Below are 14,527 nucleotides of genomic sequence, written 5' to 3'. Positions count from 1 at the left end.
AACTTAAAGGGATAACATCATGGCAAGATGCATCATCATTGGCGGCGGACATGCTGGCGCGCAAGCTTGTATTAGCTTAAGGAAAGAAGGCTGGACTGACGAAATTGTTTTGATCAGTGATGAACACAGCTTGCCCTATCATCGCCCTCCGCTTTCTAAAAATTATTTGCTGGGTCAGGTAGATGAAAAAGGCTTATTAATAAGACCTGAGCAAGCCTACCAAAAAGATAACATCACCCTAAAATTACGCACTCGAGTAGCCAGAATAGAGCCCGCTTTACAAAGTGTGGTACTACAAAATGGTGAATGTCTAAGCTATGAACACTTGCTACTGTGCACGGGCAGTCGGGCGCGTAAAATTACTTGTTCAGGCAGTGAATTAAACAATATTTTTTATATTAAAACCCTAAAAGACATTGAACAGTTAGCCACACGGCTTAGCACAGATAAACAACGTATTGTGATGGTTGGTGGGGGTTATATTGGTTTAGAAACCGCTGCTGTACTCAATAAAATGGGCCATCAAATAACACTACTAGAGCAAGCGCCGAGATTGCTTGCTCGCGTTACCGCCCCGTTTATTTCTGAGTTTTATCGGCAGCTCCACCAACAACATGGCGTAAACGTACTTACCAACACACAAGTTTTAGCATTCACCGGTGAGCAAACCGTGACTGGGGTGCGCTGTAAAACATTAACCCAATCAGATACAACAGAGCAGTATTTTAATGCCGACTTAGTCATTGTTGGTATTGGCGCCGAAATTAACACAGAGCTTGCTGAACAAGCAGGATTACTGGTGGAGCAAAATGGTATTGTAGTCAATGAATTATGCCAAACCACAGATAAAAATATTTATGCTGCAGGCGATTGCACCATAGGGATTGAACATCACAGTGGTATCGCAACACGTATTGAATCTGTGCCAAATGCGTTAGCACAAGCAAAAACTGCTGCTGCGGCTATATGTGGTAAACATCAAGCAGTGACGTCAGTGCCTTGGTTTTGGTCTGATCAATACGACTGTAAAATTCAGATCGCAGGCTTAAATCATGGCTATGACAACACCGTATTACGTCAACATTCATCAAGCAGTTTTTCATTGTGGTATTTAAAGCAAGGCCGCATCATCGCAGCAGATTGCATTAACACGGCTAAAGATTTTATGGCCGCAAAAAAGCTAATAGATAAGAAGATCTCTCTGCCTATCGACATGATAGGCAATACCGATATTGATTTGATAAAGCAGCTTTCTGGTCGCTCTCAAGCTATTTAATTTCCACTGCTTTTAAAACAATATTTTACCCAGCTAATTAAGCCTAGTGTTTGAGCCCGTCAGGGCTCTTTTTTCAGCCTCAAAAGACTAATACCAATCCTCAAAAATACTTAATCATTTTGAGAGACTAAAACTGACGCTAACGTCGTTGAGAACTTCTTATTTAGAACAACTAAATAGTAAAATTTTCGCCTTGTTATCGACTAGTTTTTCTTGCCTCAAAATAGACAGCTTAATTAAGAGAACTAGATAGAAACAAAAAAGCCACAGCGGTTTGCCCCGCTGTGGCCTTTAAATGTTATGACTCAGTTTAAATTGATTTTACAACTGCGTTAACTTTTACATCACCATCTAAGGCGTGCTCGTTAATCGCATCGCCCGAGTCTATACCATGATGACTGTGATAGGGTTTTGCCACCCCAAAGTCTTCTAAAATGCTATATAAACAAGGTAACACCAGCAGTACCAAACAGGTTGAGGCCAAAATACCAAACACAATACTGGTCGCCAGCGGAATTAAGATCTGCGCCTGTAAACTGGTTTCGAATAACAGCGGCGTCATACCCGCTATTGTGGTCACTGATGTTAACACCACCGCACGAAAACGGTCATGACTTGCTTGAGCGGCAGCATCATGTACTGACAAACCCTCTTTGACACGACGCTTCACAAATTGCACTAACAAAATAGAATCATTAACAACAATACCTGCCAACGAAATAAAGCCCATTAGCGAGGGCATCGAGAAGTTAATACCCATAATAAAGTGACCTAAAATAACGCCTATCATGGCAAACGGAATAGACACCATGACAATTAAAGGCTCGATATAACTTTGGAATTGCAAAGCTAACAACAAGAAAATACCTATCATGCCGAGTAACATAGCGCGGCGCATAGACGACTGGGTGATCCCTGCATTTTTGACTTCACCTTCAATACTGTAAGTCATGTCGGGAAAGCGTGAATTGAGCTCAGACAACCAGCGTTTTTCGACATCTTTGACCACCGCAGAGGCGGTATTAAGCTCACTGTCGATATCAGCGAATACAGAAACCGTCGGCATATTATTCACGCGGTTGATCACCGCAAGCCCTCGGGTTTGCTCGATATTAACTAACGCAGCTAGGGGAATGGCAACTTGGCTTTTTGGATGAATAATCAGAAAGTTATCAAAATCACTGTATTCGTCCATGCTTTGCGCTGCCAGTTTTACTGTCACTTCGTAATTTTCGAGCCCGACATGAATGTCAGATAGTTTGCTACCTTGAAATGCAGGCCTAAGTTGCTGTGCTATGTCCGCAGAGGTAATACCCGTAACTAACGCGTCCGGTTTAAGCGTCAAGGTAAACTCAGGTTTGCCCGGCCTCAAATCGTCGGTAATATTTTGCACTCCAGGATAACCCTTTAACCAGTTTTTTAGCTCATAGGCTGCCCGACTCAACTGTTCTATGTCGTCAGACTGCAAACGAATATCGACGGCTCTGCCCTGAGGCCCCAATTTTGGCTCTTTAAACGATAAACTCAGCGCCTCTGGTACATCACCTAATTCTTTGCGCCATAGATCCGAAAAAGCCTGTAAGTGAGTATTGCGCTGCTCTGCACTGAGTAAATCCACTGAAATATAAGCCAAGTTGGCCCCTTGATCTTGGTAGTCTGGGTTTTGCCCATACACCACCGTGCTGGCAATCACCAACTCACCCTCTTCTTGCTCACTGAGTTTTGCATTTGTGCGCGCCAAAGCTTGCTCAATCTTTTGCATGGTTTGCTGAGTTTTAACCAACGGCGTGCCATTTGGCATCAACAAACGCGCTTGCAATACATCACCATCAATATCAGGGAATGCAGTAAATTTCAGCACGCCAGAGACTAACATACTCAAAGACAATAAAAAGGTTGCGATCACCGTACCAAACACCAAATAGCGGTAGCGGATCAACACATGGTTCAAATGCAATATCTGCTGATTCCAATGGGTAAACTTAGTTTCAAAACGAGCCCGAATAGCACCAACACGTTGTGCCCATTTTCCTTCTTTGCTTTTACTTTGTAGGGCGTGACTTAAGTGGTTCGGCAAAATGAAGAAGGCTTCAATCAAAGAAACGGTGATAACAGAAATAAGCACAATGGGGATCACTTTTAAGATCTGCCCTAAATTGCCCTCAATAAAGATCAAACCAACAAAAATACATAACGTGGTGACAAACGAAGAACACACCCCTGGCAAGACGACTTTAGTGCCTTGAAGTACGGCATCTTGTACTTTTAATCCTTTTTCAATGTGCGATCCAATAGACTCGGCGATCACGATGGCATCGTCCATTAAGATCCCAAGCGCCAATAACAGCGCCACCATAGAGAGCATATTGATTGAGATCCCCAAGTGCATCATTAGAAAGAAACTCGCTAAAAATGACACAGGTAGACCCATCACCACCCAAAACGCATATTTAAAAGAGAAAAACAGCCACATTACAAAAAAAACCAACAACAAACCTTGCCATGCATTGGTGAGCAACAGGTTGATCCTGTCTTTAACTAAACTGGTGTTGTCGTTGGTCAAGGTTAAATGCACCCCACTTGGCAAACTGGTTTGTAACTTTGCCAGCACCGCTTCGGTGGCATGTAACACTCGCAAGCTATCTTCATTGGTGTTCTTTTTAATGGTGATTACGGCCGCTGGCACACCGTTAAAAAAGATCTGCTTTTCATCGCGTTCAAACGTATCGCTCACTTGCCCTAAATCAGCGATGCGCACATGATTACCTTGTGTGCCTGTGCTCACTACTACATCTGCCAACTGCTCCGCAGAGCGACGTTCGTCTTTAATACGAATTTGCGTGTCGGCTTCTGAAGTTTCGAGCACACCGAGCGGCAGTTCGATATTCTGCGTAGTTAAACGCTGACTCAAGGTTTGCAAGCTCATGCCGTATTGTTGCAGCGCGTCTTGCGATGCTGTCACACGCAGTTGATGTTTCGAAAAGTCGTTGATTTCAACAATCGGAATGTCAGGGTGGCGCAGTAAAGTCACTTTAACTTGCTCAGCTAAGGCTTTTAACTCAACGCGCGATAAACCCTTATCTGCGCCATTTTGTGCCGCATGAGTGGTCACTGCGACACTCACCACATCTTGTGTACGTCCTCGCTCATTTATGGTCCATTGCTCAACCTGAGCAGGAAAATCATCTATGGTGTCGATGGCATTTCTAACGTCAGTACTGAACTGCTCAAAGTCACCTTGTTCAAACATTTTGACCGTCATCTGGCCAACATTTTGTCTTGCCACACAATGCTTTTCTTCTAAAAAGCTGATCCCGTCTAAGGCACTCTCTAGACTTAAACAGATCTTTTGTTCGACGTTTTCAGCACTGGCTCCGGGGTAAGGCACCACGATATCAAGCTGGTACTGGTTGATTTTAGGTAAAGTTTCACGATGAATTTGTGGTAGGCTGACTAAGCCAATCACAATAAACAGCAGCATTAAAATATTGGCTGCTGTGGGGTGTGCAGCAAATAAGCGGATCATTATTACAGCTCCTTCACGGATGTCACTGCCAATACGGCATTTTCTGGCACTAACTGTAATTTACTGCCTGCGATCACAGGAAACAGATCTGTGGTGATCAGTTTCGCACCTACTAACTTTTCATCTTGAAATAAGAAATAATTTTGCTGCTTCAGCGCACTACGCGTATCAAGCTTTTGTAATGTGTTTTGTGCATCGGCTAGAAGCGCATAGCGACCTTTTACTACCGCTCTCGGCACTGCAATGAAGTTTTGTTCTGTGGCTACTAATGTTACTTTTGCGCGCATACCAGCCAATAGGGGCGGCTTGTTTGCCAGCTCGATATTTTTATAACTATCGTCAATGGTGACAACCACCCCAACAGTTTGGCTTTGTGGGTCTATTTCATCACTCATGCGAGCAATTTTAGCCTGCCAGCGCATTCCTTTATGGCCCAATAACTCTACCTGAGCTTGCAAACCTTGTTCGTCAAAATAGGCGGCCATACCTTGGGCGGATAACGTTGTAATATTAGGTGGACGTTGAAAGAATCCCGTAAATTGATGAAAACTGTTAAAGGTGAATTGGGCATTTATTTGTACTTGCGCCACATCGCTGGCGCTGAATAATGGCATACCCATAGTGACCCATTGCGATTGCTCAATATTCACTTTATGAATACGCCCCGTAAATGGCAGACGAACTTGTGTACGCTCAATCGCAAGCTGTGCTTGTTTCACATCGGCTCGGGCTTTATTAACTCCCGCCTGTAGAGCCTTGATCTCTAATGGCAACAAGCTCTTGGTATTTTCGTTACGTTGCAAGTCTTGCTGTTGCAATAACACTTGTTGTTGGGCTCTATCTAGCTCATTTTGAGATATGCTTTTTTGTTTAAGTAAACGCGCTAAACGCTCGTATTCGCTTTGCGCTATTTTGAGCTTGTTGTGGCTAAGTTTAATGTCGAGCGCATTATTTAATTGTTCGGTCTTCTTGGCTGCAAGTTCGACCTCTGCTGCCGCTAAGTTGGCATTGGCTTTCGCCAGTTGGAGTTGGTAATCACTGTCATCTATCGATAGTAATAAAGAGTCTTGCTCAAATAGCTCGCCTTTTTTTAATGCTGGATGTACATAGGTAATTTTACCCGACACCTCGGCAATACTATTAAATTGAATATTGGGCTCTACGCGTCCAAAGCCCACTATTTCTGGCTTTATTGCTCGCTGATTGAGCAACTGATAATGCGCTAATTGACCGTCATCTGTCGCTGGCTGATGCTGCATTGACGCATTTAATTTAACTATTATGACAACTAATAGAACGCCAATCGCCACTGCGATAGGCAAGTTCCTTCTTGCACTAAAATTCCACCTCATGAGTTTGTTGCTCCTTTAAGCCAAAAATAAACTGTAGATATAATTCCTTTACACGCTTTTCGCTTTGTATGTCGGCGTCTTCGATTTGCCAAGCTTGCTGACGTAGTGTTTTAAAAATGTAAGGTGACACCAATTGTGTCATCAGTGAAAAAGCCGCCAACTTGGCTGTTTTATGATCATCAATGCCAACTTCTTGTTTGATTAACTCAGGTAAAAATTGCGACACACGCTCTGGAAACGCACTCATAAAAGCCTGTGCCAATGGCGTGGTTTTATTGAGAATTTCTTCCGCTAATAAATGCACAAACCCCGGATTCGTTTGCAAGATTTGATTAAACTGACGCATAAAGTGATAAACAGGGCGTGTCTGTGCATGCAAATCACCAAATTGAGAAAAGTGTTCATCGGCCAAGGCTTGGATAAGCTCTACGAATAGGCCTTCTTTGCTATCGAAGTAATATTTGATCATCGCTGAGTTTACTTTTGCCTCGGCAGCTATCTCTCGAATAGTGATCTGGCTATACGACTTCACGTTGAGTAAATGCTGTGCAGCGATAATCAGCTTAGCCTTTTGCTCCGCTTTTTTGGTTTCACAAACGGGCCTTCCTCGAGTAACTTTTGTCGTCATTTTATTCTCTTTACATTTAATTAACCAACCGGTTAATTAAATATAAAGTTCATTATTTAGTCAACTAAAGTTTATTTTTTTTATTTATAGAATAAATACTTATGATAACTCTCTTGATTGCGAATGCCAGTTGAGATTGCTTTTACTGCTGCCATAGCTCAAAGCCTGTAAAGAATACTTCTAGGCTGATTAACAACAGTAAAAAACTCACTAATTGGCCAACTTTCACTTTTGAACACACATAAGCCCCGAACGGCGCACCAACAACAACAATAGGAATTGCGGCCAATAGATATTGTTCAATTTCAGGTGTAATCACATTGAGATGCCAAGCATTGATAGCGCTGCCCACCAATGAAGTAAATGCCATCACTACCACTGAGGTTGCGGTCGCTTTTTTAATGTCAGCTTGGTAGGCAATGATAAGCAAAGCAAATAATGCGATATCAGAGCCAGACCCCACTAAACCGCTAGCAATACCGCCAACAAATCCAACTAATAAAAATCGTCCTAGGCTAGGCTTTATATGCTCAGCACTCGGTTGATGATGTGCTTTTCGCCACCAGCGCAGCACCATGGTAATGGCGAAACACAAGAGTAGAAAACTAAAAATCGATTTAACCAATAATCTCGGCGCGAAAGGTGCCACGTACAGCAAACTGATTGCTACACCTAAAGCTGACATAGGCAATGCCATGAAAACGATGTTGGTATAAATAGGAATGCGACGACAAAAAATGGTGATTGCTGCCGCAGTCATACCAAAGCTCTGTATAGCCAGAGAAAACACTTTAGCTGTCGCGGGCTCTATAGCTAAAACCTTGGTCATCACAGGAAATGCAACCGCTCCCCCACCTAAAGCTGTGCCACCAGCCACAAAAGAGCCCAATGCCATCGTTAATGCGATCTCAAATTCATGAGCTATTTGCAACAATGAGTTCGAGAGGCCTTGTAACCAAATCAATGCAGCATAAATTAGCACAGTAAAATAAAATGGCCATGACGATGGTCGCCGTAATCTTTCAATCATATTACACCTTGATCCCTTTCAATCGCCTGTTAAGTCTAACAATGCCTGCTTACACTTCGTATAGTCTGATAGGACCATCTATCACTCATGTTGAAAAATCAGAGATCTTGAATCACCTGCCATTACCTCGCTCAGATTCATTATTAGATTACATAAACATTACTTGTATCCGTCTATACGGCCCTATATTGCTCGTTTCCCACCCAGTTTTATGACAATTACTCGATATCAGCGATTTATTTTTTTTCATTCACAATTTCTTCACTTTTAATTGCTATCAATTCCGCATCCATGCTTTAATTAATCGCGCGATTAATTAAATATGAATTTAGTTACTGCACCGTCTGCAGAATTAATATGAATAAATTCATTACCTTGACATCGTATTTTAAGGAGAATGCACATGTTTTTGGGTTGTACTGAAGAGCTATCTAGTATTTTAAAGGCCATAGAGCTATTAAAAACATCTATAAAAGACCGTTCTTTTGATCTCACTATTTTTGAAGAGGTTATGTTTTTTGCTGAAAAAGAAGCGCTATACATCGCATTAATAGATAAGTCGAACCTATCAGTTAAAACTGATTATTCAATCGAATACTCACCTAACCAACAACAACAACTACTAAAAACCATCAATTGCACTAAATTAAACAATGTGAATTTATTAAAAAGCTATGCAAAAGCGAGAAACCCGTTATCTGATATCGCGACATATGATTTAGATAACCAAGACTCTGGATTTGTAACTTTAGTGGCCTTCAATAACAAGCGCTCAAACACATCAGCCCCAGCGTCTTATCTGATTGAGCTCATTTTACCCTATCTACATAAAGCACAGCTGTTTAGATATGAGTCTATGAGAGCTTATAACTCACCTATCCACTTACTTACAGGGCGTGAGAAAGAAGTGTTAGATTGGATATCATCAGGCAAAACCAATGGAGAGATTGGTATGATCCTAGGGATCAGCCAATATACGGTGAAGAACCATGTTGCGAAGATTTTAGAAAAATTAAATGCGCCTAATCGTTCTGCAGCCATGGCACTGAATAATGAGTTAAATATATAGGGCTAAGCTTACCTTTGAGTGTTGCATTACATCAATAAAGTTGTCGCGCTAAAGCACGACCTACAGGTGATTGGTTTTATAGTCTGTAGGTCTCCATTTATGGCGACATTATAGTGCAAAATATACGTTGCGAAGCAAGGTTACTTTTGCACAAGGGCGACGAGTGACCGAAACGAAGTTTCGCAGCACAAGGAGGTGAGGGTATGGATACCCGATGGGCGTAGCTACATGGATGTAAAACAACACTACATCCAAAACTTCATTTGCAGTGCGCGAAGCAAGGTTACTTTTGCGCAACGTGAAGTGAACAGTCTTAACAGCTGTAATGGAGTACTCAATCAACAGAACGCAATATAAAATCGATGCTGCCCAAGTGTTTTAGTCTTGTGTAAGCCTTCATTTATGCCTAAGAGCTAACAAGCTTGCCCGCATGCCCAGCCACAGCTCCACGCATACTGGAAATTGTAACCCCCTAGCCAACCCGTCACATCGGTGACTTCACCAATAAAATACAAGCCTTTTTGCTTTTTCGATTCAAATGTCTTTGAGCTTAATTCATCGGTGTCTACACCACCCAAGGTCACCTCTGCTGTTCTGTAGCCTTCTGTGCCGTTAGGTTTGATCTGCCACTGGTGAATGTATTTTGCAATTTCATCAATTTCGGTGTGTGTTAATTGATTCAATGCTTTATCTGGAATAGCTTGTTCGTTGATCAGCACTTCAATGAAGCGCTTTGGCAAAATGTTAGACAAAGTATTCTTTAAAGACTTACTGCCTTGCTCTTTACGCCATTGATGAATAGCTTCATTCAGTTGTAGTTCTGGCAATAAGTTAATAGTCACCGCTTGCCCTGCTCGCCAAAATGAAGAAATTTGCAAAATAGCAGGTCCTGATAAACCACGGTGAGTAAATAAAATATTTTCTCTAAATTCAGTGCCGCATTCACTCGAGACCAAACATAGAATACTCACGCCTGATAAACCATCAAACCGTGTTTTATCATGATCATGTAAGGTGAAAGGCACCAGTGCCGCCATTGTCGGCAACACCTTTAAATTAAATTGCTCTGCGATTTTATAGCCAATCGGCGTAGCGCCTAATTTCGGCATAGTTAAGCCACCAGCAGCTACAACCAGCGACTCACAGGTAAAGACACTCTCAGAGGTAGCTACCTGATAACCGCCTTCTGCTAACTCAGAGACGCTTAATACTTCATTCCTGAGGTGTAATTCAACGCCCGCCCATTCACATTCGGTCATGAGAATATCAACGATATCTTGTGCGCTATTGTCGCAAAATAACTGGCCTAGTGTTTTATGATGGTAAGCAAGCCCATGACGGTCAACAAGTTCTATAAAGTCATGTTGTGTATAACGGCTTAAACAAGACTTCACGAAATGCGGGTTGCCACACAAATAATTTACAGGGCTTGCGCCCTCGTTGGTAAAGTTGCAACGTCCACCGCCGCTGATTAATATTTTACGGCCCGGTTTTTTGCCCATATCAACAACTGCAACACGTCTGCCTCGATAGCCAGCCTGAGCTGCACACATTAAACCTGCAGCACCTGCACCAATAATCACCACGTCGTATTGCAACATATTTTTCTCTGCTTAGCCTAAATCGGGGAGGATTATACCTTGATGGCGGGTCTTTTGTGCAAACAAGCATAAAATTAACACAAAACCACCAATCATTTACATATGTTTACATTACTAGTTAAAACTCTAAAATTTCATTTAACTTTAAAAAAACCTTAATAATCAACACCATCTAAAATTTAAAAGACGTTTATCCATCTGCATATAACCATTGCGCATACACTAATAACCAAACTTTCCCTTTCAAAAAATTAACTTTTATTTTACTTTTCTTTCTCGCCGCAGTTTGGCGAAGAAAAACAACAAGTGACTATTGGGAAACTATTATGACAATAAAAACACCATTTAAATTAGGCGCACTTAGCCTGGCAATGGCCTCTGCGATGGTAGCAGGCTCAGTTTCAGCTTTACCTTTTCAAGACCAAGTAAACACACCTTCTGTTAACCAAACAGCGGCAAAACTAAAAAGCCAGTCAACGCTTGGCACTCAGTTCATCATCAAATATAAAGACAACATGCAACAGCAAATGATGATGTCAGCAGAGTTTGGAGATCTTTCTCCAGCAATGATGAATCAACGCGCTCAGTCTTTTGTTAAGAACTTTAAAAGTAAAAAAGCAAAAGTAACACCTCAGTACGTTCGTGCAATGGCGTTAAGCAACCACCACGTAATGCGTGTTAACAAAAAACTATCAGCGCTTGAAGCAAACGAATTAATGCAAGAAATTGCAGCATCTGGCAATGTTGAATACATCGAAATTGACCAAATGCTAAAACCAACTGCGACTCCAAATGATCCGCAGTACTCTGATCAGTGGCACTATTTTGAAAATACAGCGGGCATTAACGCACCTGCGGCATGGGATAGCGCAACCGGTGCTGGCGTTGTAGTTGCTGTACTTGATACAGGTTACCGCCCTCACGCAGATCTAAACGCTAACCTACTACCTGGTTATGACATGATCTCAAACACACTCGTTGCTAATGATGGTGGTGGTCGTGATTCAGACGCGAGCGATCCTGGTGATGCGATTTCTGCAAACGAGTGTGGATACACACACGGTGCACAAGGTTCAAGCTGGCACGGTACACACGTTGCGGGTACGGTTGCGGCTGTAGCAAACAACGGCGAAGGGGTTGTTGGTGTTGCTTATGACTCAAAAGTTGTGCCTGTACGTGTACTTGGTAAATGTGGTGGTTTAACATCAGATATCGCTGACGGTATTATCTGGGCTGCAGGTGGTTCAGTGTCTGGCGTTCCTACAAACCCTAACCCAGCTGACGTTATCAATATGAGTTTAGGTGGCAGTGGTGCTTGTAGTTCAACAACGCAAAACGCAATTAACCAAGCGCGTGCAAATGGTGCGGTAGTTGTTATTGCTGCTGGTAACGACAACGATAACTCAGCAAACTACAACCCAGGTAACTGTTCTGGCGTAGTAAACGTTGCTGCGGTAGGTCGTAACGGTGGTCGTGCTTACTACTCAAACTATGGTTCAAACATTGACGTAGCAGCACCAGGTGGCGCGCAAAGCTTTGCAAATGACCCTGAAGGTGTTTTATCTACTTACAACTCAGGTTCAACAACACCAAGCTCTGACAGCTATGCATATTCTCAAGGTACATCAATGGCAGCGCCTCATGTTGCAGGTGTAGCGGCACTAATTAAGCAAGCTAAACCTTCAGCGACGCCTGATGAAATTGAAACAATTCTTAAAAATACGACTAAGAGCTTCGGTGCAACTTGTAACAACTGTGGTACTGGTATTATCGATGCAGCTGCAGCAGTTGCTGAAGCTTCAGGCGGTGTAGTTGAGCCTCCTGTAGGTGACAATGTACTAGCTGATGGCGTTGCTAAAACAGGCCTTAGCGGTTCACAAGGCGGCCAAGACTTCTACACAATGGAAGTACCAGCAAACACAAGCAAAGTAACATTCACTATGAGCGGTGGCACAGGCGATGCTGACCTTTATGTTAAAGCTGGTAGCAAACCGACTACATCGTCATACGACTGTCGCCCTTATAAAGGCGGTAACAACGAAGTATGTACCATCGATAACCCAGCAGCAGGCACTTACCACGTAATGCTTCAAGGTTACTCTGCGTACACAGGCGTAAGCTTACAAGGTGATTTAACTGCTGGTTCTGTAGGTCCTCAACCAGGTGGTATCACTGAAACGAACCTTTCAGCAAGTCGTAGCAACTGGGTTCGTAAAACTGTTGAAATCCCTGCGGGCATGACAAGCTTCACAGTGACTATGTCTGGTGGCTCTGGTGATGCTGACCTATACGTAAGACAAGGCAGCCAACCAACTACTTCAACTTACGATTGTCGTCCGTACAAAAACGGTAATGCTGAAACTTGTACGTTCACAAACCCACAAGCGGGTACTTGGCACATTGGTTTACGTGCTTACAGCACTTTCTCTGGTGTGACACTAGACGCACAATATAAGTAATTTCTACCCTACTTATTAGGTCTCTTATAACAAAGCCGAGCTCAGCTCGGCTTTTTTGTCGCCATAAATGGCTACCTACATATGATTAAAACACTTCGGTAGCAGCGATTTTATATCGCGTTCTGTTTTGGAAAAAGTTGTGCTTTAGTACAAGGTTAAGCCCTACTGCCTGTAAGTTGTGCTTTAGCGCAACAAGGTTTTGTAATTGTCGCCATTAACGATGACAAAACTACAGATTGAGTACTCCATTGCAGCTGTTAAAATTACTCATTTCACTTTGCGCACTGTAAATGAAAAGCTCTGGTTGCTGTGTTGTTTTACATCCATGTAGCTACGCCCATCGGGTACCCATACCCTCACCTCCTCATACTGCGAAACTTCGTTTCGGTCTTAAGAATAGTGAGTTGTAATACTTCCATGTAGCATGGGTCCGGTTCGGCCATCCAAGGCCTCACGCTCAACGCTAGTCTTGCTGCGCGCACTAGCAAGCCTCAAGACGCGTTTCGCCCTTGCGTAAAAATAACCTTACTTCGCAACATGTATTTGGCACGAATACAAAAAAGCGTGGAATAAATCCACGCTTTTATTAACTAACTCTTTATAAAATCGGTTTTACCGAATTAAAGACTCTTCACAAATTTTGTAAAATCAGGTCCTAACGTTTCATCACGCATAGCATATTCAACAATGGCTTTTAGGTAACCCATTTTATCACCGCAATCGTGTACTCGACCGCTCATATGGAATGCTTCTACAGTCTCTTGCTCCATTAGCATATCGATTGCATCAGTCAGTTGAATTTCACCACCTGCGCCAATAGGTGTTTTCTTGAGGAGTGGCCAAATGTTTTTAGACAACACATAGCGCCCTACTACAGCAAGGTTTGAAGGTGCATCTGCAACTGCAGGCTTTTCAACCATTGTCTTGATTGGCGCACTTTCACCAGCACTTAGCTCAGCACCGTTGATATCAGCAATACCATACTTGCTCACATCTTCTTGTGCTACAGGCTCAAGCATGATTTGGCTAGCACTTGACTCTCTAAAACGAGCAATCATCGCAGCTAAATTTTCAGAGCTTTGATCTGCTGTGTACTCATCTAGAATTACATCAGGTAGTACCACAACAAAATCATCTTCACCTACGATTGGACGCGCGCACATAATTGCATGGCCTAAGCCCTTAGCTTCACCTTGACGAACATGCATAATGGTTACGTCTTCTGGGCAAATACCGCGAACTTCATCTAAAAGCTTACGCTTTACACGCTTTTCTAATGTAGCTTCAAGTTCAAAACTTGTATCAAAGTGGTTTTCGATGGCATTTTTAGAAGAGTGTGTGACTAACACAATCTCTTTAATACCAGCAGCAACGCACTCTTTCACAATGTATTGAATAAGTGGCTTATCAACTAAAGGTAGCATTTCTTTAGGAATGGCTTTCGTCATAGGGAGCATGCGAGTACCTAGGCCCGCTACTGGGATAACTGCTTTCATAATTCGTCCAATTTATTATTTATCGCCATATTCTTTGGCATTTTCGTTATTTTAACGGCCTTTCGAGTCGAATAACAACCCGTAAAGTAC

Annotated in this window: 9 protein-coding genes; 3 read left to right on the top strand and 6 right to left on the bottom strand. The window is 42.6% G+C overall.

Annotated elements, in window-relative coordinates; all coding sequences use genetic code 11:
* Positions 1–19 precede the first annotated feature (19 nt).
* Positions 20–1,276, top strand: a complete 1,257-nt coding sequence (locus ACXAC4_RS01830; RefSeq protein WP_475158605.1) for an NAD(P)/FAD-dependent oxidoreductase — start codon at positions 20–22, stop codon at positions 1,274–1,276.
* A gap of 310 nt (positions 1,277–1,586) precedes the next feature.
* Here the strand turns inward: ACXAC4_RS01830 and ACXAC4_RS01825 are convergent, their stop codons facing one another.
* The 4 genes from ACXAC4_RS01825 to ACXAC4_RS01810 all read right to left on the bottom strand — a co-directional run bounded on the left by ACXAC4_RS01825 (position 1,587) and on the right by ACXAC4_RS01810 (position 7,812).
* The gene (locus tag ACXAC4_RS01825; RefSeq protein WP_475158602.1) at positions 1,587–4,802 is read right to left on the bottom strand and encodes an efflux RND transporter permease subunit; all 3,216 of its coding nucleotides are present in this window, start codon (positions 4,800–4,802) and stop codon (positions 1,587–1,589) included.
* 2 nt (positions 4,803–4,804) lie between these two features.
* Positions 4,805–6,154 carry an efflux RND transporter periplasmic adaptor subunit gene (locus tag ACXAC4_RS01820; protein WP_475158600.1) on the bottom strand — a complete coding sequence of 450 codons (1,350 nt, stop codon included), beginning with the start codon at positions 6,152–6,154 and terminating at the stop codon, positions 4,805–4,807.
* Positions 6,138–6,782, bottom strand: coding sequence for a TetR/AcrR family transcriptional regulator (locus ACXAC4_RS01815; RefSeq protein ID WP_475158597.1), 645 nt, complete (start codon positions 6,780–6,782; stop codon positions 6,138–6,140). Before ACXAC4_RS01815 ends, ACXAC4_RS01820 begins: the two co-directional genes overlap by 17 nt.
* Positions 6,783–6,924: 142 nt before the next feature.
* Positions 6,925–7,812 (bottom strand): sulfite exporter TauE/SafE family protein, encoded by an 888-nt coding sequence (locus ACXAC4_RS01810; RefSeq protein WP_475158596.1) that lies wholly within the window; start codon positions 7,810–7,812, stop codon positions 6,925–6,927.
* 403 nt (positions 7,813–8,215) lie between these two features.
* Between ACXAC4_RS01810 and ACXAC4_RS01805 the strand changes: the two genes are divergently transcribed.
* The gene (locus tag ACXAC4_RS01805) at positions 8,216–8,881 is read left to right on the top strand and encodes a response regulator transcription factor (RefSeq protein WP_475158595.1); all 666 of its coding nucleotides are present in this window, start codon (positions 8,216–8,218) and stop codon (positions 8,879–8,881) included.
* A 413-nt stretch (positions 8,882–9,294) separates the two neighbouring features.
* On the opposite strand, the gene ACXAC4_RS01800 is transcribed toward ACXAC4_RS01805, so the two are convergent.
* Positions 9,295–10,482 (bottom strand): BaiN/RdsA family NAD(P)/FAD-dependent oxidoreductase, encoded by a 1,188-nt coding sequence (locus ACXAC4_RS01800; RefSeq protein ID WP_475158594.1) that lies wholly within the window; start codon positions 10,480–10,482, stop codon positions 9,295–9,297.
* 326 nt (positions 10,483–10,808) lie between these two features.
* Here ACXAC4_RS01800 and ACXAC4_RS01795 point away from each other — a divergent pair, with 326 nt between their 5' ends.
* A complete protein-coding gene (locus tag ACXAC4_RS01795; protein ID WP_475158592.1) occupies positions 10,809–12,941 on the top strand; it encodes a S8 family peptidase in 2,133 nt (710 codons plus the stop codon).
* Positions 12,942–13,561: 620 nt separating this feature from the next.
* Here ACXAC4_RS01795 and galU read toward each other — a convergent pair.
* Positions 13,562–14,437 carry a UTP--glucose-1-phosphate uridylyltransferase GalU gene (gene galU, locus ACXAC4_RS01790; protein ID WP_475158590.1) on the bottom strand — a complete coding sequence of 292 codons (876 nt, stop codon included), beginning with the start codon at positions 14,435–14,437 and terminating at the stop codon, positions 13,562–13,564.
* Between the last annotated feature and the right edge of the window lie 90 nt (positions 14,438–14,527).

The organism is Pseudoalteromonas sp. AWM4_233 (assembly GCF_056158285.1).
This window is presented reverse-complemented; position numbering and strand designations above follow the sequence as displayed.